Here is a 20,111-nt window from a genome sequence, read left to right as displayed (position 1 = left end):
TGTCAGCAGACGGCACGGGGCTGTAAAGGGACGAACAAACAACGAGACGGCTGAAGCCGCCGTCCACGGCACCAACAATAGAGGCAATGTCCGATGGCAACAAGAAAACCGTCGATCGACCAGGATCTGATCCGGGATCTGGCCAATATTCTCAACGAGACCGATCTGACCGAAATCGAAATCGAGCAGGACGACTTGCGGGTGCGCGTCAGCCGCGCCGGGACGGCTCAGACGATTCATGCTCCAATTGCCCAGCCGCAGGTTACCGCCCCTCAGCAGGCCCCTGTTGAAGCGGCGCCGGTTGCGGCGACTCCATCAGCCAACGCCATCACGGCGCCGATGGTCGGCTCGGTCTACCTGTCGCCGGCGCCCGGCTCCAAGCCGTTCGTCGAGGTTGGCCAGATGGTCAAGGAAGGCCAGACCATCCTGATCATCGAAGCGATGAAGACCATGAACCAGATTCCCTCACCGCGCGCCGGCAAGGTCATCCAGATTCTGGTTGCCGATGGCGATCCGGTGGAATTCGCCGAACCGATGATCGTGATCGAATAAGTGAGTCAGCCCATGTTCTCCAAGGTTCTCATCGCAAACCGTGGCGAAATCGCTCTGCGGGTGCTGCGCGCATGTAAGGAGCTGGGCATCCAGACCGTGGCTGTGCATTCGACGGCCGATCAGGACGCCATGCATGTACGGCTGGCCGATGAAAGCGTGTGCATCGGGCCGCCGCCTTCGCGCGACAGCTATCTCAATATCCACCAGATTGTCGCGGCCTGCGAGATCACCGGTGCCGATGCGGTGCACCCGGGCTACGGCTTTTTGTCGGAGAACGCCAAATTCGCCGATATTCTCGATGCGCACGGCATCACCTTCATTGGCCCGACTGCGGATCATATCCGCCTCATGGGAGACAAGATCACGGCCAAGAAAACGGCTGTGTCGCTTGGCATCCCTTGCGTGCCGGGCTCTGATGGCGAGGTGTTCGACGTAGAACAGGCGATAAAGGTTGCCGAGGAAACCGGTTACCCGGTGCTGATCAAGGCAACAGCTGGCGGCGGCGGCAAGGGCATGAAAGTGGCCCATAATGCCGAGGAGCTGTCGGAAGCCCTGTCGACGGCCCGATCGGAAGCGCTGGCAAACTTCGGCAATGACGCCGTGTACATGGAAAAATACCTGGGCAAGCCGCGTCATATCGAAATTCAGGTTCTTGGCGATGGCGAAGGCAACGCGATTCATCTGGGCGAACGCGATTGTTCGCTGCAGCGGCGCCACCAGAAGGTCTGGGAAGAAGCAAATTCGCCTTCGCTGAACGAAGACCAGCGCATGGAAATCGGCGAGATCTGTGCCGCTGCGATGCGCAAGCTGAAATATCGTGGCGCAGGCACCATCGAGTTTCTCTATGAAAACGGGGAATTCTATTTCATCGAAATGAACACGCGGCTGCAGGTCGAACACCCGGTGACCGAGGCGATCACCGGCATCGACCTGGTCAACGAGCAGATCCGGGTCGCTTCCGGCGCAGGCATGTCCGTCACCCAGAGCGACATTCGCTTCCACGGCCATGCCATCGAATGCCGCATCAACGCCGAGGATCCGGACACGTTCGTGCCGTCGCCGGGAACGATCACCCATTACCACACACCCGGCGGCCTGGGCGTACGGGTCGATTCAGGCGTCTATCAGGGTTACAAGATCCCACCCTATTACGACAGCCTGATCGGCAAGCTGATCGTGCACGGGCGCACCCGGGTCGAATGCATGATGCGGCTGAGGCGCGCGCTGGATGAATTTGTGGTCGACGGCATCAACACCACGCTGCCGCTGTTTCGCGATCTTCTTGCCAATCCGGACATCGCCAATGGTGACTACGACATTCACTGGCTGGAAAAGTTTCTTGCCGCCAAGGCTGCGGCCAAAGCCGGTAAATAGGATCGCGGGCAGGTCCGCGGCGCGGGGCACCTGAGGTATGGCACGCAGTTCGTATCCGCCGATCACGCCCGACCTGCTGTTGCAGGCCTATGCCTCGGGGCTGTTCCCGATGGCCGATTCGGCAGATGATCCTGAACTTTTCTGGGTCGAGCCGGAAATCCGCGGCGTGCTGCCCCTGGACAAGTTTCATGTGCCGCGGCGGTTGGCCCGGACGGTACGTCAGGCCCCCTATCAGATCCGATTTGACACGGATTTCGACGGCGTGCTGGCAGCGTGCGCGGCTTACGCCGACAATCGGCCATCGACCTGGATAAATTCCACCATCTCAGAACTTTACAGCAGCCTGCACCGGCTCGGTCATGCCCATTCGGTGGAAGCCTGGCTGAATGGAAAATTAGTTGGCGGGCTCTATGGTGTCTCGCTCAGGCGCGCCTTCTTCGGCGAAAGCATGTTCACCCGCGCCACCGACGCCTCGAAGATCTGTCTCGTGCATCTGGTCGAGAGGCTGCGTGCGCGCGGTTTCATCCTGCTTGATACCCAGTTCACCACAGAGCACCTCAAGCGGTTCGGCGCGATCGATATCCCGCGCCAAGAATATGCCGATCTGCTTGCCGCAGCGCTTGAGGGCGACAACATCGCCTTTTCCGACCCTGCATAAAATACTCCCTTATTTACACGATGGCTGATGCCCCACCGACCGCCGCTACGCGTCGCTGAGCAGCCCAGCGCTTGTCGAACTCTGCGTGCAGATTGCCTGAAGGGAACCAAGCAAAGCCACAATGCGTTGTCAGGGTGAAGGAACATCCACCTATAGGAGTCACCCGTGATCTCAACCCGCCTCTTACTCGCCTCGACTGCTGTTTTCAGCTTCGGCACCTTGGGCCTCTCGCATGCCGCCCCATTTCCGCAAGCCGGGTTGCTGAACGTTGCCCCGCCTGCGGTTACACAATATCTCATCAAGGTGCAGGTCAGCGCTGACGACGCACAGGCAGCCCTTGCTGCGGCCCAGGCGCGGCTGGCAGAAGCGGGAGCTTCCGGCGGCGACGTTGCCGCCGCCCAGGCAGACGTGCAGGCTGCGCAGGCAGCGCTTGCTGCCGCACAGGCTTCGCCGGCTCCCGAGCCGGAACCCGCGCCTGAACCGGCAGCCAAAACTCCGGAACCTGCACCCGCAGCAGAAGCGCCGCCGGCACCAGAAGCAGCACCGGAACCGGCTCCGAAACCTGTAGAAGAGGCAGCACCAGCTGCGGAACCTGTTCCGGCGGCCGAAGCAGCACCCGAGCCGAAGGCAGAAGTGCAGGCTGAGCCCGAGCCAGCGGAAGAGGCTGCACCGACGGCAGAATCTGCTCCGGCACCCGAAGCAGCAGCTGAACCGGCAGCACCTGCGGATGCCGCACCCGAGCCAGCGGCAACGGTCGAAAAAGCACCTGAGCCCGCAGCAGATGCACAAGCAGAGCCAGCTCCTGAAGCAGCCACTGACCCGGCAGCAGAATCCGCGCCAACAGAGCCAGCAGCCGAGGCGGCGCCCGCAGCTGAACCGACAGCAGTACCGGCTGCTGAAGCTGAGCCCGCAACGGAGCCTGCTGCTGAGCCCCCGGCCGAGCCTGCCGCGGAAACCGACGTCAAACCTGAGCCAAAGCCCGACGCCGCCCCTGCGGCCAAAGCTGCCCCGACACCAGAAGCCAAACCAGACACGACGCCTGAAAACACGCCCGCTCCGCAAACCAAGCCGGAAACAGCAACAGAACCGGCCGCAGACGCTGCTGGGGCCGAGCAGTCAGCTCCCGCCGACCAGCCAGCAGAAGAAGTGCTGACGCTGCCGGTTGAGGGTGGCGCGCCGGTGCTCGACAGCGCCAAGGAAGACGTTGAACCGGCGGAAGCGGGTGCTACTCCCGCCCCTGCCCGCACCAAAAAGCCATCCGCACCACCTGCAGCCGCGCCCAAATCGGACGCCGAAGCCCAAGGTCCTGCAGCAGCCGATCAGGCGACCCCCGAACGGGCCATGTCCGAACAGGGTGAACGGGTCAAGGAGCGCCCGGCACGAGAGCGCCAGACCGAAGTGACGATCATCAACCAGATCGACAACCGCACGATCATCGAGGTGGACAACCGCACCATCATCGAACATGACGACGATCAGCGGCTGCGCGCGGGCAGCGAGGAAGTCTATTACGAGCAGCTGCGTGGCGGCCGCGTGCGTGAAGTAATCGTCAGGCCCAACGGCGTACAACTGGTCACCATCACCAATCGCTGGGGCGATGTGATCCAGCGCAGCCGGATCATGCCTGATGGTCAGGAATATGTGCTGTTTTTCGCCGAAGCCCGCAGCGATGGCTCACGCGAAGCCTTTGTCGACCCGGGCCGCGAACTGCCGCCATTGCGGCTGTCGATCCCGATTGACGAGTACATTCTCGAGGCCACGGTCGCCGAGCCATCGGCCTACCTCGACTTCCTGATGGAGCCGCCGGTTGAACAGGTCGAACGGCTGTATTCGGTAGAAGAAGTTCGATATTCGGCCCGAATCCGCGACAAGGTCCGGCGTATCGACCTTGATTCGCTGACATTCGAGTTTGGCAAGGCGGCAATCGCCGAGGACCAGATCCAGCATCTTTCCGACGTTGCCGATGCGATGGAGAAGATTCTCGAAGCCAACCCAGCGGAGACTTTCCTGATCGAGGGTCACACCGATGCGGTAGGGCGCGATGAAGCCAATCTGGTGCTGTCGGACAAGCGTGCCGAAACCGTGGCCATCGCGCTCACGGATGTGTTCGGGATCCCACCGGAAAACCTTGTCACCCAGGGCTATGGCGAGCGATACCTGAAGGTGCGTACGGAAGCACCAGAACGGCTTAATCGCCGCGTGACCATCCGCCGGATCACGCCACTGGTCACCCCGGTCGCCTCACGCTGACCTGAGGCCCGGCAACTTTGAACCTGAGGCGTCGCGCATTCTTGCCAATGCGCGACGCTGCCTGGTAAAGAGCCGTCCGCAAAGGTCGTGCAATTACTTAATCTCGAGGCAATGGAGCAAGCTGCCCGGCACCAAGACAACCTCCCACCCGTGTCTTGTCGTCGCCTACACAACGGGCCGCTTTACATTTGAAGAATGAGTTGGTGACCCAGTGGCGCCGCTCGTTACAGCAGGTTCATCTGGCTGGCATGATCAACTTTATCAATGAATGTGTGGAGTGTGGACAGACAGGACGAGTGTCACGGCAGTCTCCTTGGCACTCGACGATGCGATTGCCCAGGCCTCGTGGCAACAGATAAATCTGCCAGCAGGAAGTGACTGACCAGGGAGTTGCCGCTCAGTTCAGTCGTCAACTGCAGGCGCTGGAATGTCTGATTCCTGCTTGCAGGCCTTGAGCCAAACGTCATAGACGGCGTGGTCCACGGCATTGAGGCCGGGAGAATCGGCAAACATCCAGCCGGTAAACAACCGCCGGATCTTGCGGTCGAGGGTGATCTCATCAACCTCGACAAAGGTGGTGGTCTTGGGCGCTTCGGTATCGTCGCGGCTGTAACACACACGCGGCGTCACCTGCAGTGCACCGAACTGCACGGTCTCGTTGACATAGACATCGAAGGTCGTGATCCGTCCGGTGATCTTGTCGATGCCGGAAAAAACGGCCACCGGGTTTTCAATGCGCGCGGCGACTGCTGGCGTCTGGGCACCGAAGACCGCGATCGCACCGAGAATCAGCGCCATCCCGCGCCCGGCAAAATTGTTAGTTTGGAAATTCATCTGCTTCACTCGTCACAACGATGTCCCGTCGGCGGGATGCCAGGCCGGGACGTGATCCGGCGCGTCTCGAATCGAGACCCTAATTCAACGCCGTCAATGAAGCGTTAACCATGCAATTGTGTCATGGCTGCGCCAAACCAGAGGCAGGAATTCAGGATTTCGGGGTCCAGGCATCGTAGTCGCCGGTCACATGCGGACGGGCGCCCTGATTGAGGATCGATCCCTTCGGCCGGTAGGCCTGCGCGGTGCCGGTGTAATTTTTCCGGTGCGCCAGTTCCCACGGCTTGGCCACATAGGTTTCCGCTGACGGCGCAACATCGGTGCGGTGATGCATCCAGCCATGCCAGCCGGCCGGAATCGCCGAGGCTTCGGCCGGGCCATTGTAGATTACCCAGCGCCGGGTGCGGCCTTCCGAATCGGACCCGCCCTCGTAATAGATATTGCCGAGCTCATCATCGCCGACGCGTGTGCCATGCCGCCAGGTATGGAAACGCGTTCCCATTGTCTGACCGTTCCACCAGGTGAAAATCTGAAGAAGTAGCGTCTTCATGTAAGCCTCTCGTCCGGGGAGCCGCGTGGGGGCATTCCCCCTTGGGCCGTGCCTGCCTTATGACCCGGCCCGGCGCTGATGTCCAGTGGCGCACGTGCCGATGCTCAGCGCAATTTCATCTTGAAACCGAGATGACTCTGGACGAAGCCGAGACCGCTGTAGAAGCGATGCGCGTCAACCCGTGTGGCATTCGACATCAATTGCACCAGTCGCACGCCCTGCACCCTTCCCAGTTCGATCGCGTGGCGTATCATCGCCGCACCAATCCCCATTCCGCGGCAATCCGAACGGGTGTGAACCGCCTCGATGATCAGGCTCGACGAACCCCTGCCGGTCATCGAGACAATCAACGTTGTCTGAAACGTGCCCACCACCTCGCCATCCCTTACGGCGACAAACAATGTGTCATTGGCGCTCGCGGCGATGCGTTCAAAGGCCGCATGGTAGAATGGCAGGTTTTCGGGACCGGCGCTGTCGCCATGGCCGCCAAGCGAATCCGCGGCAAACATGGCGGCAATCGCTGCCACATCAGCCTTTTCGGCGAGGCGGATCTCGACAGGTTGGGCCAATAGCGTCAGCCTTCGGTCGGGTTCAGCGTCGCCACCGAAAACAGCACGCCGAACTGTTCGCACCAGACTACAGCCGAGCCCCACTGGTCAATATCGGTGCCGTCGGCAATGACATAGGTCTGGTCGCCCTTGTTGCCCTTGAGCGGGCCAAGCGAAATCCATTCACTGGCGGTGACATCTGCGGATTTCTTCGGATCCGGGTGTTTGACCAGCCAGACTTCCAGATCGGGGCCATTGGTGACTTCGAATTCGGTAAAGCGCAACACCGCGCCACCAGCGTCGGAAATCAGCACCTGCGCCTTGCCCGATCCGCGGTGGGCACCGTCAACGTCGCGGAACTCCCCGGCCCGCGCATGGTTAAGCGTAATGCCTGACGGCAATTGCTCATTGACCACCCGGTCGATGAGCAACGGCGAAAACAGATACCAGAACGCGCCGCCGGCAATGAAGCCAATGACAAACACCGGAATAGCGATCTGGAGAAACCTGTTCATGCGCACTTCCTTCTATCTACCTTGCCGATTTTACCTTGCTTGACTGCCCGCCAATACCTGTTTCCACGCAGGCGGTTTCGCGCACGGCGACAATACCCGGCCTACCGCCGAATCCCATAGTTTCTTGGTTGTCGTTGCCGGGCAAGCAGTTTTGCCATCATACTGCGAAATCTTGCAGGAACCGTCAGGAGCAGACGTTCATCACCGCCAGCCCCACACTTGCCGCCTTGTATTGCCTCTTGCTGGCTGCCCCGGCGGCCATCGCCCAGGACGGCCCGATCGGCATTGCTTTTTCCGAAGCACCGAAACGATCGTCAGGCGTATGCACAGGCCAGAACACCGAGGCGACCCTCAATTCCGCGCGCGCCAAATGCGTCGAGGGTGGCGCCATGGCCAGTGACTGCCTGCGGGTCAAATGGTGCTATCCGGCAGGCTGGTCGGCCGACCTGTTCGTGCAGCATCGGGAAGGCATTCACTGGCATGAATATCTGTGCGGCTGGAATTCGAAGGAGGCAGTGATGGCGGCGGTCACCGTCGCCTGTGACCGAGAGCGCCGTAATTTCCTTATCGAATGTTCGGCAGTGCAATTGTGGGATGACAAGGGCCGGGAACTCACACCAAACTGATCCGGCAAACTACACCGAAAGCCGGGAAACCGCGCCTTCGACGCGCGGCCCCCTATCCGGCGAGTGGTTTTTCGAGAATCAACGCCGGAATGCCGGACTGATCCTTGCCGCAATTGTCGGTGCGGCCAGCTTCGACCATGCCGTGGGCCCGGTAGAAGCCAATCGCCGGCTCGTTGCCCGGATCAACCTCCAGCGTAAGTTTTTGCGCGCCGGGAAAACAGCTTTCGATCTCGGCAAAAAGATCGCGGCCAATGCCAAATCCCTGACATTTGGGGCGGACATAGAGTTGGTGCAACGTGATGGTATTGCCGTCGGCAGACTTGCTGGCAAAGGCGACGCCGCCAATCATCTTGCCATCATCGGCTACCAGATACTCGCCATCCGGTCGCGAAAGCGCGGCCTTGACGGCGGCTTCGGAATGCCAATCGGCTATGATTTCCTCAACCTTGGCAGCGCCATAGAACAGCGCATAGGTCGCCCGCCAGGTTTCGGCCAGGACTTCACGGATGGCGGTCACATCCCGGGGCGACGCGGAGCGGACAAAAAACATGGGCAGTTTCCTCAGTTTGTCTCGGCTTGGCGCCGTGGCTGGCCAGACTGTCAGCGGTCGGTGACCAACGAACGGCGCCGGTGCATCTGGAAATCAATCATTGCTCAAGTGAGCGTACACCCGGCGGCAAATGGTGGGTAAACCCCGCCGTGACAAGGGTGTCAAACGCGATTCGTACCGCGGGCGGTAGCGGTTGGCTGGCTTGAAAGCCCTTTTTGGTATAGGCCGCCATCCGCCAAACGTCGCCGACCATTTCGGAAATCAATGCCTCGAGCGGATGATGCGCGCTCGGCTGCGCCGCCAGATCATGCGCGGGAGCGGCGATCATCGAGGTCACCTCAGGCCAATTGACAAGCAGCGTTGCGCTCACCCGACGTCTTGTTTGCGGCTTGGTCACCCAGATCACTTGTTGCGCATCTGGCAACAGGGCGCGGACAAAGCTGATGTTCTCGGCAATATTGGTGGATTTTGGCTCGAGGCTGATCACGCCGGCGGGGACACCGAGGGCGATGGCGCGATCAGCAAATGCGTGCGCTTCGGAACTCGCAAACATGCCGCGCGTCCAGTTGCCCATTGCACCGGCAAAGACAACGCGTGGCGCCAGACCGCTTAAGAAAAGCTCAGCGCAGCGATCCGCCACCCGCAGGTCGTAACTGCCCAGACCAATGATCGCATCAGCAGCCGCAAGCGGCGTCCCGGTGTCGTGGTAGTCCCAGAGAATCCGGGCTTTCTGCATCACCAGGACGTCGCTGATGGCCATTAGCTATCAGTCAGTCTTCGATGCCGAGCTTGGCCTTGACCAGATCCTGCACCGCTTTGGGGTTGGCCTTGCCGCCGGTCAGCTTCATCACCTGGCCGACGAACCAGCCGGCCAGTGCCGGCTTGGCCGCGACCTTGGCCACCTGATCGGGGTTGGCGGCGATGATTTCGTCGACCGCCTTTTCGATGGCGCCGGTATCGGTGACCTGCTTCATGCCCCGGGCTTCGACGATGTCGGCCGGGTTGCCGCCTTCAGTGAAGACGATCTCGAACAGATCCTTGGCGATCTTGCCGGAGATGGTGCCGTCCTTGATCAGGTCGAGAATAGTTCCGAGCTGATCGGGAGAAACCGGAGTCTCTTCAATGCTTTTGCCGGCTTTGTTCAAGGCGCCCAGCAAGTCATTGATGACCCAGTTGGCGGCGGTCTTGCCGTCACGACCCGAAGCCAGCAATTCGTAATAATCGGCAATCGCCTTTTCCGAAACCAGGATCGAGGCGTCATAGACGCTCAGCCCCATGTCGGCGACAAGCCGGGCCTTCTTGTCATCGGGCAGTTCCGGCAGATCGGCCTTCAGCGCTTCGACAAAAGCATCATCGAACTCAAGCGGCAGCAGGTCGGGATCGGGGAAATAGCGGTAATCATGCGCGTCTTCCTTCGAGCGCATCGAGCGGGTTTCGCCCTTGGCCGGATCAAACAGACGCGTTTCCTGATCAATGGTGCCGCCATCCTCGATGATGGCGATCTGGCGACGGGCCTCATAGTCGATCGACTGGCCAACAAAGCGAGATCGAGTTGACGTTCTTGATCTCGCAGCGGGTGCCGAACTCGCCACCGGGCTTGCGGACGGATACGTTGACGTCGGCGCGCATCGAGCCTTCATCCATGTTGCCGTCGCAGGTCCCGAGATAGCGCAGGATCGAGCGCAGCTTGGTGACATAGGCTTTGGCCTCGTCGGCCGAACGCATGTCGGGCTTGGAGACGATTTCCATCAGCGCCACGCCGGAGCGGTTGAGATCGACATAAGACATGGTCGGATGCTGGTCGTGCATCGACTTGCCTGCATCCTGCTCCAGGTGCAGCCGTTCGATGCCAATCTCGATATCCTCGAAATTGCCCTTACGATCGGGACCCACGGAAATGATGATAGTGCCCTCGCCGACGATCGGGTCCTTGAACTGCGAAATCTGGTAGCCCTGCGGCAGGTCGGGATAGAAATAATTCTTGCGGTCGAATACCGAGCGGTTGTTGATCTGGGCCTTGAGCCCCAGCCCGGTGCGCACGGCCTGGGCCACGCATTCCTGGTTGATCACCGGCAGCATGCCGGGCATGGCCGCGTCGACCAGGCTGACATTGGAATTGGCGGCATTGCCGAAATGGGTCGAAGCGCCCGAGAACAATTTCGAGTTGCTGGTCACCTGGGCGTGGACCTCGAGACCGATGATGATCTCCCAGTCGCCGGTCGCGCCGGGAATCAGTCGTTTCGGATCGGGAGTGCGGGTATCGACGAGGCTCATGGCATGCTCATTTTTTGGGAACGTTCAGCGTCCTGTCCGGTAGAGCAAAGCAGGCCAGACTGCAAGGCTTTCGGCACATTACGACGCTTCTTGCCCCGCACAGCTATCTGCAAATTGTTTGACCAGGATCAAGGCAGACAGCGGGATTGGGTGCAAAACTTACTTTGAATTAACGGAGGAATAGCCGATGAGCGTTCTCGATATTTTCAGCCGACTGACCCAGCAAGCCGACCTGATGGACGCAATGATGGACAAGCTCGGCGTCGCTGACGAGATGCGCAGCATGCCCGATCATGCCGCAGTTTTGCGCCGGGCGGCCAATCGTTGCCTGACCTGTGATCGACCCGACAGTTGCCAGGAATGGCTGGGCCATGAAACCAACCCCGACGAAGCGCCGGGATTCTGTAAAAATCATGACCTGTTTGACCGGGTCCTGGATCAGATGGCCGTCGAAACGGCGCCAACCGCATGAATTCACGTACCCTCTAGGCGAAGTGATCTTTGCCCAACTCGGAAACCCGGAACGCACTCTTGCTTCCGGGTCTTTTTTTGCGCACGATCGGGCAGTTTCAGATGCCGTAGAGCCCGTCTTCGTCCAGGTCTTCGGAGGTGGCGCCAAGATCGAAATCCTTGATCATCTCGACCTTGTCGACATCCTCGTCGAGTACGTCCGAATAGGTGACAAGATAGGCCTTCACGCGGTAGCCGAGCCGCTTGTAGAGCCGGATTGCACCGGCGTTGCGAGCATGGGTTTCAAGTCGGGCTGCGGGATAGCCGCGCTGTTTGATTTGCCCCTCGATGACCTCAAGCAGGCCGGTGCCGAGGCCTCTTCCCTGAAATGCCGGATCCACCCAGAGATCGGTAATGAAGTCATCGGCCTTTTCGCAAGAGCCCCACCCGGCGAGATCGCCGTTCCATTCGGCGACAAGGATGTCGGGCCAGAAGCGCGTGCAGAAATCGTAATAGGCGGCCTCGGCGTTGTCGCGCAGCCTGTCGGCGTCCTCGCCCCAGGCGCCGACCGCGGCCTCCCATGCCGCCAGACCGATGCGGGCGAGATGCTGGGCGTCGGCGGAATTGGCCGGCCTTATAGCAAGCATGCGGTCTCTGCTCCCTGAGTTGCAGGCCGTTACCTCTCAACCGGCCCTGATTGCCACTGTCGCCGGTAACGGATCCGTCATCAAGCCCCCTAAGGCGCCATACAACGCTTCAGGTCTGCCACTGCCATGGCAGCGCATGATGGAATATCAATCCGGATTCTCAGGTGTCGGCGAATGTGTCGCGACGGCGAGCCGGGTCAGATTCGTTCGGAATGACCCTGGTTGCGGCTGGCGGCGGGAGAAAAACCGGTCTCGCGCTTGAACACCCGCGAGAACGCCGATTCGGAGGCGTAACCCGCGAGCGCCGCGGCATCGGCGACGCTTGCCTGATGCTCGACCAGCGCTTGACGGGCAATCTGCATTCGCCAGGACGTCATGTAGTGCAGCGGCGTCACCCCGAACTTACCGGTGAAAGCAACGGCAAATGTGGTGCGCGACATGCCTGCTTCGCGTGCCAGCGCGTCAATGCTCCAGTTGCGCTGGGGATTGCGGTGGAACGCTTGCAGCGCGCGGGCCAGCCTGCGGTCGGCGAATCCCGAAAGCGAATGGGCGTCGCCCTCGCTGCGTTCGATATAGGCCCGGATCGCCTGGGCGAAAATCGCCTCCGACATTTTCAGCGCGATCAAGTCGCCACCGAGCCGCGAGCCACCGGCCTCGGCACCGATCACCCTGAGCGTGGCGTCAAGCCAGGCGCCTGCCGCCTCGCCGTAATTAGGGATATGCAGGATCGGCGGCAAACGATCATAGATCATGTGGCGGACACCGGGCGCCAGGGAAAAATGCCCGCAAATCAACTGAATGTCGCGCTTGCCGCCATCGCCGCCCCAGACCAGCACTCCGTCACCGTTGAATCCCGAGCGCTCGATCACCTGTTCCAGCTCGATCGCATCGGGCGGCACTGTGATCGGGCAATGCAGCACATGCTGGGCGCCATGCGGGATGATCGCCAGGTCACCCTGGGCCAGCATCAAGGTGTCACCGGTCGATGGCAAATAGATCAGGCAATCGCCGCGGTGGGCGTAGTGAAACCGGGCTACGTTGTTAAAGGCCGGCACCCGCACCCCCCAGGGTTCGGAAAAACTCGAGCGGAAATAGAGCGTCCCCTTGAGGGAAAGCCGGGTGAGGATATCACTGAGCAGGTCAAGCATGCTGACATAATGCGCCAAACCTCGGAAATGTCCACACTGCGGAACGATCGGACAGAATTATCGGCGTATCCGGCATTCACCCGTACTGATTCTCTTGCGATCAATGGGGTCTCGAAACCAACCGGAGTACCCCCGATGAGACACTCGATTCTTTCCCTTGCGCTCGTACCGATGCTGTTTACGGCCCCTGCCATCGCCGCCGACGCCATGAATGACCTGCAGATCGCCCACACCGCCTACACCGCCGGTGACATCGATATCCGTTATGCCCATCTGGCGCTGGCACTGTCGGATAATGCTGACGTGCGCGATTTTGCCACTACCATGGTGCGCGACCACGCAGCCGTCAACGACGCCGCCATCGCGCTGGTTACCGAGCTCAAGGTCACGCCCGAAGACAATGCGCTGAGCCAGGCGCTGGTCAAGGGTGCCGCCGACAAGCGGGCCGAACTGATGTCGCTTGAAGGCGAAGCTTTCGATTGCGCCTATGCAACCAACGAGCTGGCCTACCACCAGGTCGTCAACAAGACGATTGCCGAGAGCTTCCTGCCCGCCGTCACGGTGGCACCGCTGAAGGACCTGCTCGAGGATGCGCTGGCCACCTTTACCCAGCATGAAGGCCATGCCGAGCACATGGTTGCGCAACTGGGCTGCGCCTCATGAGCAGCATAACCCGTCGGCAATTCGGTGGCGTACTCGCCGCCGGATGCGCCGGGCTGCTCTTGGGCGCCCGTGAAGGTCGCGCCGCCACCACCCACCAGATCGAGATCAAGAGCTTTCACTTCAAGCCCGAAAGGCTGGTGATCAAGGCCGGAGACACGGTGGAATGGGTCAATCACGACATCGCCCCGCATACCGCGACGGCCGATGACAAGAGCTGGGACACGAAGACGCTGCGCAAGAACAAGAGCGGCAGCATCACCTTCGCGGACGCAGGCACGCAGACCTACTACTGCAAATTCCATCGCAAGATGGTCGGGGAAATCATCATCGAATGATCCCCGCGCAATGTCGCCCCGGTTTCCCGCCACGACAAATGGGCGACAAGCCCGCCGCACATACTCGCTTGCGGCGGGCGTTTTGCTGTCTTGTTACAACCGCATTTACCGGCCTGCTACCACCAGCGCTTGGGCTCGAAGCGGCCGGCGGCCTGCTCGATCACGTGAGCGGTCCTGAACAGGGTTTCCTCGTCGAACGGGCGACCAATCAACTGCAGGCCGAGCGGCAGCCCCTTGGGATCGAGGCCGGCGGGCACGGCGATACCGGGAAGGCCCGCCATGTTGACGGTAACGGTGAAGATGTCGTTGAGATACATCTTGACCGGATCACTGGCGAGGTTCTCATCCCCCACGGCAAAAGCCGAGGACGGAGTGGCGGGCGTCAGAATGGCGTCGACACCGGCGTCAAAGGCCAGTTCGAAATCGCGCTTGATCAGCGTACGGACCTTCTGCGCGCGCAGGTAATAGGCGTCGTAGTAGCCGGCCGAAAGCACGTAGGTGCCGATCATGATGCGGCGCTTGACCTCCTGGCCGAAACCGGCGGCGCGGGTCTTTTCATACATCTCGGCAATGTCCTTGCCGGGCACGCGCAGGCCGTAGCGGACACCGTCGTAGCGGGCGAGATTCGACGAGGCTTCGGCAGGTGCGACGATGTAATAGGCGGGCAGCGCGTATTTGGTGTGCGGTAGTTCGATGTCGACGATCTCGGCGCCGGCGTCCTTGAGCCATGCGATGCCCTGCTGCCAAACGGCGTCGATCTCTTCGGGCATGCCATCCATGCGGTATTCGCGCGGGATGCCGATCTTCAAACCCTTGACCGAGCCGCCGAGTGCTGCTTCGTAATCGGGCACAGGCAGGTCGACCGAGGTGGTGTCCTTTGCGTCCGCCGAGGCCATCGATTTAAGCATGATCGCCGCATCACGGACATCGCGGGCAATCGGACCGGCCTGATCGAGCGAGGAGGCAAAGGCAGCGATGCCCCAGCGCGAGCAGCGACCATAGGTGGGCTTGATGCCGACGGTGCCGGTAAACGCCGCGGGCTGGCGGATCGAGCCACCGGTGTCGGTGGCGGTAGCACCGGCGCACAGCAGCGCTGCAACCGCTGCGGCTGAGCCGCCCGACGAGCCGCCCGGCACCAGATTGGCGTTCGAGCCCTCCGCGCGCCAGGGGTTAATCACCGGGCCGTAATAGGAGCTTTCATTGGACGAGCCCATCGCGAACTCATCCATGTTGAGCTTGCCGAGCATGACCGCGCCGTCGGCCCACAGATTGGCGGTAACGGTGGATTCATAGCGCGGCTCAAATCCGTCGAGCACGTGGCTGCAGGCCTGGGTGTGCACGCCTTCGGTAGCATAAAGATCCTTGATGCCGAGCGGAATGCCTTCAAGCGCGCCAGTGGCGCCGCTGGCGCGGCGGACATCGGAGGCCTTGGCCATGTCACGGGCCTTGTCGGCGGTGACCTTCACATAGGCATTGATTGCCGGATTGGCGGCCTCGATGGCGGCCAGATAGGCATCGGTCAACTCGAGGCTGGAAAAACCGCCCTTGCCCATTTCGTCACGGGCTTCGGCGATGGTCAGACGGGTCAGGTCGGTCATGCGGACAACTTCTTTTCAAAGAACCGGGAATAGCCGGAATCAGAATTATCGAACACGGCACCACGCTCGGCGAAGCCATGATTTTCAAACAGCCGGACGGCGGCGCTGCTGCAGAGTGCGATTGATGCAGCCATGATGTTACTCGACCACCTTCGGCACCATGAAGAAATTGTCGGTGGTTTCGGGCGCGTTGGCGACGATATCATCGGCCTTGGAGCCATCGGTGACGACATCCTCGCGCTTCTTCATCGCCATCGGCATCACCGAGGTCATCGGCTCGACGCCATCGACGTCAACTTCCGAAAGCTGCTCGACAAAGCCGAGGATGACATTGAGTTCGCCTTCCATGCGGCTGGCTTCCTCGTCTGTCACGGCGATACGGGCCAGGTGCGCGACACGTTTGACGGTGGCTAGATCTACGGACATCGGGTCCTCATCGGGTGGTGTGAACTGTTGGCCCCGCTATAGCGGGGGGCGGCGGGACGCGCAACTGCGGGCCGGGGTTTTGTCGCAGCAAACCCGGTCATGGCCGCGCGCGAGCCAAGCTCACTTGGTCGCGGTAACATGGAGCCAATCCGTTGGCATCTGGTCATAGCCTCCACCGATTTCGGCGGAGATTTCCACTTCCGCCCAACCTGCAGCCATGTACCATTCGCGCAACGAACGCTCTGACGGGTAATTGTAGTACCGGTCAAATCGGTCGCGGCCTTCGGTTTCACCCGCTTTGAAGCTTGCGTAAAATAGCCCGCCGTCCTTCAAGGCAGTTCGAATTTTCGCAAGAACGCCGGGCAGATCTGCTCTGGGGACATGCAAAAGACAGGCATGTGCCCATATTCCATCATAGGCCCCCTCCTCGTTCATATCGGCAAAAAGCAGGTTGGCAACCGGAATTCCAAGACGCTTTTCGGCCGCCCGCGCGATTTCAAAGGTACCGTCCGTGGGGCGCACGTCGAACCCTCTGGAGATCATGAATTCACTGTCCTGCCCGGCGCCGCATCCCAGTTCGAGAATGACGGACCCAACTGGCAGCGCAGACAGGAATGCCTCGATATATGTCAGATTCGGCTTCAAACACCGTGATGTATAGGCGATCGCTTCCTGGCCATAAAACTTGAGTGTCCTGTCGTCCTGGGCCACTTTTTATTCTCATTTCCAGTTTGTCAGCGAACGGGCATTGGGACTGATGCCCGTGTATTTTCGCCCAGTGTGCTCCGGTCTCACGGTCAGACCTCGATGCTGCCGCCGGATTTCGGCACGGCCACGCTGGCGGCGTCGTCTTCCATTGCTTGCAAAAACGCGTCGGCTGACTGGTCGAGAATCGGAAACGAGCCGTAATGGCATGGCAAGACCTTGGCAAAGGAGAAAAACCGGCGGCAGGCCAGTGCCGCCACCGCGCCGCCCATGGTGAAACGGTCGCCGATCGGCACGATGCCGATTTCCGGACGATGCAGTTCGTTGATCAGCGCCATGTCGGAAAAAATGTCGGTGTCGCCCATATGCAGCAGCGACGGTTCATCATCAAAATGCAACATCAAGCCGTTGGCGTTGCCGAGCGAGTGCGACACGCCATCGGAGGTGATCTGGGCGGAGGAATGCAGCGCATTGACGAAGGTGGCGGAGAAACTGCCGAGCGGAACGGTGCCACCGGTATTGCCCGCTTCGATCTTCTCAAGCCCGTGATGATGGCCAATCCATGCCGCCAGATCGGCGTTTGCGAGAATGGTGGCACCGGTCTGCTTGGCAATCTCGGCGGCGTCGCCTACGTGATCGCCATGGCCATGGGTAAGCAGGATGTGGGTTACACCCTTGAGCGCGTCTTTCCTGTCATTGCCTTCAAAGCCCGGATTGCCAGTCAAAAACGGATCGATCAGGATCGTCGCCTTGGCGGTTTCAAGCCGGAATGCCGAATGGCCGAGCCAGGTGATCTTCATTGGATATCTCCTCGTATTTGTCGGTTTTGTCCGTTAAACCGGATTTTTCCATACCTAACGCGGCATCGCCGCTGGCGCAAAGGCAGAGTGCAGGAAATGGCAGCAATCGAAATAGAGGAGCTGGCCGGTCGCATTCTGCCAGGTCAGACCATTGCCGGGATCGATCTGGGGACGGTGACCATCGGACTGGCGGTCTCGGATCTGTCGCTCAGGTTGGCGTCGCCGCGACCAATGATCAAGCGCAAGAAATTCACGCTTGATGCCGTGGTGATGCTGGCGTCGTTTGAACGCGACCGGGTTGGTGCTGCCGTGATCGGCCTGCCGGTCAATATGGACGGCAGCGAAGGTCCGCGGGCGCAGGCCACCCGTGCATTCGTGCGCAGCATGGCGGAAAAATCCGACCTGCCCTTCGTGTTCTGGGACGAGCGATTGTCGACGGTGGCTGCCGAACGGGCGCTGATCGAGATGGATGTGTCGCGCAAGAAGCGCAAGGAGCGGATTGATTCGGCCGCCGCCAGCTTCATCCTGCAGGGCGCACTCGACCGGTTGACCGGCTTGCGCGCTGCGGCTCGGGCCCAGTCAGGGGATGTTTGAGAAATTGGCCTCGGGAACGGTCTCACTCTCGCGCGCTTTCTGCTCACCTTGATCCCACCCGAAAAAGCGCTGAACAGCCGACCAGATCTGCTTGCGCCGGCGCTTGATCACGATGAATCCGAGCACCAGGAAAGTATCGAAGACAATCGCCTTGAGCACCAGCGGCGGGATCGATTCGGGCGGGATACCGAGAAGATTGCCGTAGATCACGAACACCAGGTCGTGCAGATCACGGGTGAGAATCCGAAACCCGAAATTGAGATCGTAATAGGATAGCCCGTACCAGCCGCCGAGCAGCACGATGGGGGCGGCCCAGAGGATGAGGAACACCTTCATGTCATCTGCTCCCGGCGTGAAAGCTGGGCCAGCTGGGCGCTGAAGGCAGCATGGCTGGCGGCATGATCGGCGATAACGTCATCCAGAACGGCAGTCTCGTCACATTCGGGGGCGCTGACGACAGGCACTGAGGTAAGTGACAGCACGATCAGCAGCAGCCCGCCAAGTGCCGCGGTTTCAAGCAGCAACAAGGCACCTGCCTGACCGCCGGCAAAACCGACGATCACGGTAACCGCGGCCGCCGCCGCCGCGCACATCGCCGCCCCTTCGGCCAGCGGCCGGGCGTCGCGTTGCTCGGCTTCTTCGCCGAGTACGCGGAACATCGCGGCAAACAGGACCAGGCCGGCAGCGGCAAGATTGAGGCCACCGAGAAGGCCGAACACCACGCTTTGGGTGGTCTGATGGAAGCCAATGGCTTTCATCGCCAGCAGCAGAGAATCGATCAATCCGGTGTTGGCAAACAGTTTCAGCCCTGCCAGATGCACCCCGCCCTGCGGCGCATAGGTGACCACCAGCGCCAGCAACGACAGGAAGCAGACCCAGAAAATCATCATGGCGGCATAAAACAGGCGGCTCGGTGTCATAGCAGGTCCGTCACCTCTCACTGGAGACATATCATTCAACTCCAACCATGAACGCCGGGTTCCCCGGGCGCAATGTAAACCATTTGTTAAGGTTAACGGACGGCATTGCCCTGTGGAGACAGCCCGCTTATGACGTGCCCCTTCTTCAAATGGCACAGATCATGATTCCGATATTCGAAAGCATCCTGCCGATATTCCTGATCGTGCTGCTCGGCGTGGCGCTCAAACGCACGCCCTTCATCGATCAAAGCGTCTGGCCGGGTCTGGAAACACTCGGCTATTACGTGCTGTTTCCGGCGCTTTTGTTCCTGACGCTGGCGCAGGCCGATTACAGCAGCTTCGAATTGGGCACGATGGCGATGGTCTCGCTCATCGCGGTCATGGTGATGATTGCGTTGTTGCTGGCGATCTATCCCCTCGCCCGGGCCCACGGCATCTCGGATGCCAGCTACAGTTCGGTGTTCCAGACCTCGTCACGCTGGAACGGGTTCATCGCGCTGGCGATTGCCGAGAAGCTGGCGGGCGTCGAAGGACTGGCGCTGGTCGCGCTGGTCATGGCGGTGATCGTCATCCCGCTCAACCTGATCAACGTGGCGATGCTGGTGTGGTTCGGGACCGGCGCCCGCAGCTTCGGTTCGCTGGCCCGGCGGATCATCGGCAATCCGCTGATTCTCGGCTGTCTCGGGGGGATCCTGTTTGGCGCGCTACCTTTTGGAATCTACCCGCCGATGGAACAGGCCATCGACCTTGTCGCCCGGTCGGCGCTGGGGCTTGGCCTGGTCATGATCGGCGCCGGATTGACGGTCACCGACGCGTTGCGCCCGACCCCGGCACTGATAATGCCGGTGGTTCTCAAGTTGCTGGTATTTCCAGTGATCATGATCGGGCTGGCGCTCGGTTTCGGGCTCGGCGGCGAGACGCTGATCATCCTGGCGCTGTGCGCAGCGGTTCCAACGGCGATGAACGGCTTTGTACTGGCGCGACAGATGGGGGGTGACGCATCGCTCTACGCGGCGGTCGCAATGCTGCAGACCATCGCCTCGTTCCTGACGATTCCTGCCGTTCTATGGGCCGCCGGCCAGTTGGCCGGATAA

General features: G+C 60.7%; 24 protein-coding genes and 1 pseudogene. 10 read left to right on the top strand and 15 right to left on the bottom strand.

Annotated elements, in window-relative coordinates; all coding sequences use genetic code 11:
• Window positions 1-93 precede the first annotated feature (93 nt).
• The 4 genes from accB (at window position 94) to OEG84_RS02170 (ending at window position 4,834) form a co-directional block, all read left to right on the top strand.
• Complete coding sequence (gene accB / locus OEG84_RS02185) at window positions 94-552, top strand: acetyl-CoA carboxylase biotin carboxyl carrier protein (RefSeq protein ID WP_267652217.1); 459 nt, start codon at window positions 94-96, stop codon at window positions 550-552.
• Between the two features lie 12 nt (window positions 553-564).
• Window positions 565-1,926 (top strand): acetyl-CoA carboxylase biotin carboxylase subunit, encoded by a 1,362-nt coding sequence (gene accC / locus OEG84_RS02180; protein ID WP_267652216.1) that lies wholly within the window; start codon window positions 565-567, stop codon window positions 1,924-1,926.
• A 37-nt stretch (window positions 1,927-1,963) separates the two neighbouring features.
• The gene (gene aat, locus OEG84_RS02175) at window positions 1,964-2,584 is read left to right on the top strand and encodes a leucyl/phenylalanyl-tRNA--protein transferase (RefSeq protein ID WP_267652215.1); all 621 of its coding nucleotides are present in this window, start codon (window positions 1,964-1,966) and stop codon (window positions 2,582-2,584) included.
• A 165-nt stretch (window positions 2,585-2,749) separates the two neighbouring features.
• Window positions 2,750-4,834: an OmpA family protein gene (locus OEG84_RS02170; RefSeq protein WP_267652214.1), complete on the top strand. Its 2,085-nt coding sequence runs from the start codon at window positions 2,750-2,752 to the stop codon at window positions 4,832-4,834.
• 402 nt (window positions 4,835-5,236) lie between these two features.
• On the opposite strand, the gene OEG84_RS02165 is transcribed toward OEG84_RS02170, so the two are convergent.
• From OEG84_RS02165 to OEG84_RS02150, 4 genes are all read right to left on the bottom strand, one after another.
• On the bottom strand, window positions 5,237-5,668 hold the full coding sequence (locus tag OEG84_RS02165) for a DUF2155 domain-containing protein (protein ID WP_267652213.1): 432 nt from the start codon (window positions 5,666-5,668) through the stop codon (window positions 5,237-5,239).
• Window positions 5,669-5,819: 151 nt separating this feature from the next.
• Complete coding sequence (locus OEG84_RS02160) at window positions 5,820-6,218, bottom strand: NADH:ubiquinone oxidoreductase subunit NDUFA12 (protein WP_267652212.1); 399 nt, start codon at window positions 6,216-6,218, stop codon at window positions 5,820-5,822.
• A 104-nt stretch (window positions 6,219-6,322) separates the two neighbouring features.
• Window positions 6,323-6,727 (bottom strand): GNAT family N-acetyltransferase, encoded by a 405-nt coding sequence (locus tag OEG84_RS02155; protein WP_425602886.1) that lies wholly within the window; start codon window positions 6,725-6,727, stop codon window positions 6,323-6,325.
• Window positions 6,728-6,792: 65 nt separating this feature from the next.
• On the bottom strand, window positions 6,793-7,281 hold the full coding sequence (locus tag OEG84_RS02150) for a DM13 domain-containing protein (protein WP_267652210.1): 489 nt from the start codon (window positions 7,279-7,281) through the stop codon (window positions 6,793-6,795).
• Window positions 7,282-7,520: 239 nt separating this feature from the next.
• Here OEG84_RS02150 and OEG84_RS02145 point away from each other — a divergent pair, with 239 nt between their 5' ends.
• Window positions 7,521-7,907 (top strand): hypothetical protein, encoded by a 387-nt coding sequence (locus tag OEG84_RS02145; RefSeq protein ID WP_267652209.1) that lies wholly within the window; start codon window positions 7,521-7,523, stop codon window positions 7,905-7,907.
• Window positions 7,908-7,959: 52 nt separating this feature from the next.
• Here the strand turns inward: OEG84_RS02145 and OEG84_RS02140 are convergent, their stop codons facing one another.
• The 3 genes and pseudogenes from OEG84_RS02140 to gatB form a co-directional block, all read right to left on the bottom strand.
• Window positions 7,960-8,457 carry a GNAT family N-acetyltransferase gene (locus OEG84_RS02140; protein ID WP_267652208.1) on the bottom strand — a complete coding sequence of 166 codons (498 nt, stop codon included), beginning with the start codon at window positions 8,455-8,457 and terminating at the stop codon, window positions 7,960-7,962.
• 97 nt (window positions 8,458-8,554) lie between these two features.
• Entirely contained in the window at window positions 8,555-9,217 is a 663-nt protein-coding gene (locus OEG84_RS02135; RefSeq protein ID WP_267652207.1) for a YdcF family protein, read from the bottom strand.
• Between the two features lie 10 nt (window positions 9,218-9,227).
• Window positions 9,228-10,731: pseudogene (gene gatB / locus OEG84_RS02130) on the bottom strand (Asp-tRNA(Asn)/Glu-tRNA(Gln) amidotransferase subunit GatB).
• Between the two features lie 187 nt (window positions 10,732-10,918).
• Here gatB and OEG84_RS02125 point away from each other — a divergent pair.
• Complete coding sequence (locus OEG84_RS02125) at window positions 10,919-11,203, top strand: DUF6455 family protein (RefSeq protein WP_267652206.1); 285 nt, start codon at window positions 10,919-10,921, stop codon at window positions 11,201-11,203.
• A 97-nt stretch (window positions 11,204-11,300) separates the two neighbouring features.
• Here OEG84_RS02125 and OEG84_RS02120 read toward each other — a convergent pair whose 3' ends face one another.
• Together OEG84_RS02120 and OEG84_RS02115 are read right to left on the bottom strand one after the other, a co-directional pair.
• Window positions 11,301-11,828 carry a GNAT family N-acetyltransferase gene (locus tag OEG84_RS02120; RefSeq protein WP_267652205.1) on the bottom strand — a complete coding sequence of 176 codons (528 nt, stop codon included), beginning with the start codon at window positions 11,826-11,828 and terminating at the stop codon, window positions 11,301-11,303.
• Between the two features lie 197 nt (window positions 11,829-12,025).
• Window positions 12,026-12,976, bottom strand: a complete 951-nt coding sequence (locus tag OEG84_RS02115) for an AraC family transcriptional regulator (RefSeq protein WP_267652204.1) — start codon at window positions 12,974-12,976, stop codon at window positions 12,026-12,028.
• Between the two features lie 135 nt (window positions 12,977-13,111).
• Here OEG84_RS02115 and OEG84_RS02110 point away from each other — a divergent pair, with 135 nt between their 5' ends.
• Together OEG84_RS02110 and OEG84_RS02105 are read left to right on the top strand one after the other, a co-directional pair.
• The gene (locus OEG84_RS02110; protein WP_267652203.1) at window positions 13,112-13,639 is read left to right on the top strand and encodes a DUF4142 domain-containing protein; all 528 of its coding nucleotides are present in this window, start codon (window positions 13,112-13,114) and stop codon (window positions 13,637-13,639) included.
• Complete coding sequence (locus OEG84_RS02105) at window positions 13,636-13,974, top strand: cupredoxin domain-containing protein (RefSeq protein WP_267652202.1); 339 nt, start codon at window positions 13,636-13,638, stop codon at window positions 13,972-13,974. The genes OEG84_RS02110 and OEG84_RS02105 overlap by 4 nt, the downstream gene beginning before the upstream one ends.
• A gap of 116 nt (window positions 13,975-14,090) precedes the next feature.
• Here OEG84_RS02105 and gatA read toward each other — a convergent pair whose 3' ends face one another.
• The 4 genes from gatA to OEG84_RS02085 all read right to left on the bottom strand — a co-directional run bounded on the left by gatA (window position 14,091) and on the right by OEG84_RS02085 (window position 17,503).
• Window positions 14,091-15,572 (bottom strand): Asp-tRNA(Asn)/Glu-tRNA(Gln) amidotransferase subunit GatA, encoded by a 1,482-nt coding sequence (gatA, locus tag OEG84_RS02100; protein ID WP_267652201.1) that lies wholly within the window; start codon window positions 15,570-15,572, stop codon window positions 14,091-14,093.
• Window positions 15,573-15,710: 138 nt separating this feature from the next.
• Complete coding sequence (gatC, locus tag OEG84_RS02095; protein WP_267652200.1) at window positions 15,711-15,998, bottom strand: Asp-tRNA(Asn)/Glu-tRNA(Gln) amidotransferase subunit GatC; 288 nt, start codon at window positions 15,996-15,998, stop codon at window positions 15,711-15,713.
• Between the two features lie 120 nt (window positions 15,999-16,118).
• On the bottom strand, window positions 16,119-16,709 hold the full coding sequence (locus OEG84_RS02090) for a class I SAM-dependent methyltransferase (protein ID WP_267652199.1): 591 nt from the start codon (window positions 16,707-16,709) through the stop codon (window positions 16,119-16,121).
• A gap of 86 nt (window positions 16,710-16,795) precedes the next feature.
• Window positions 16,796-17,503 carry a metal-dependent hydrolase gene (locus OEG84_RS02085; RefSeq protein ID WP_267652198.1) on the bottom strand — a complete coding sequence of 236 codons (708 nt, stop codon included), beginning with the start codon at window positions 17,501-17,503 and terminating at the stop codon, window positions 16,796-16,798.
• Between the two features lie 96 nt (window positions 17,504-17,599).
• Here OEG84_RS02085 and ruvX point away from each other — a divergent pair, with 96 nt between their 5' ends.
• Window positions 17,600-18,097 (top strand): Holliday junction resolvase RuvX, encoded by a 498-nt coding sequence (ruvX, locus tag OEG84_RS02080; RefSeq protein WP_267652197.1) that lies wholly within the window; start codon window positions 17,600-17,602, stop codon window positions 18,095-18,097.
• Here ruvX and OEG84_RS02075 read toward each other — a convergent pair.
• Window positions 18,083-18,433, bottom strand: coding sequence for a DUF6105 family protein (locus tag OEG84_RS02075; protein ID WP_267652196.1), 351 nt, complete (start codon window positions 18,431-18,433; stop codon window positions 18,083-18,085). The two genes, ruvX and OEG84_RS02075, sit on opposite strands and share 15 nt — an antisense overlap.
• Complete coding sequence (locus tag OEG84_RS02070) at window positions 18,430-19,017, bottom strand: hypothetical protein (protein WP_267652195.1); 588 nt, start codon at window positions 19,015-19,017, stop codon at window positions 18,430-18,432. The genes OEG84_RS02075 and OEG84_RS02070 overlap by 4 nt, the downstream gene beginning before the upstream one ends.
• A 161-nt stretch (window positions 19,018-19,178) precedes the next feature.
• On the opposite strand from OEG84_RS02070, the gene OEG84_RS02065 reads away from it, so the two are divergent.
• Window positions 19,179-20,111, top strand: a complete 933-nt coding sequence (locus OEG84_RS02065; protein WP_267652194.1) for an AEC family transporter — start codon at window positions 19,179-19,181, stop codon at window positions 20,109-20,111.

Source organism: Hoeflea algicola, from assembly GCF_026619415.1.
Classification (GTDB): domain Bacteria; phylum Pseudomonadota; class Alphaproteobacteria; order Rhizobiales; family Rhizobiaceae; genus Hoeflea; species Hoeflea algicola.
The sequence above is the reverse complement of the archived record's forward strand: the minus strand, read 5'-3'. Positions and strand labels throughout refer to the sequence as shown.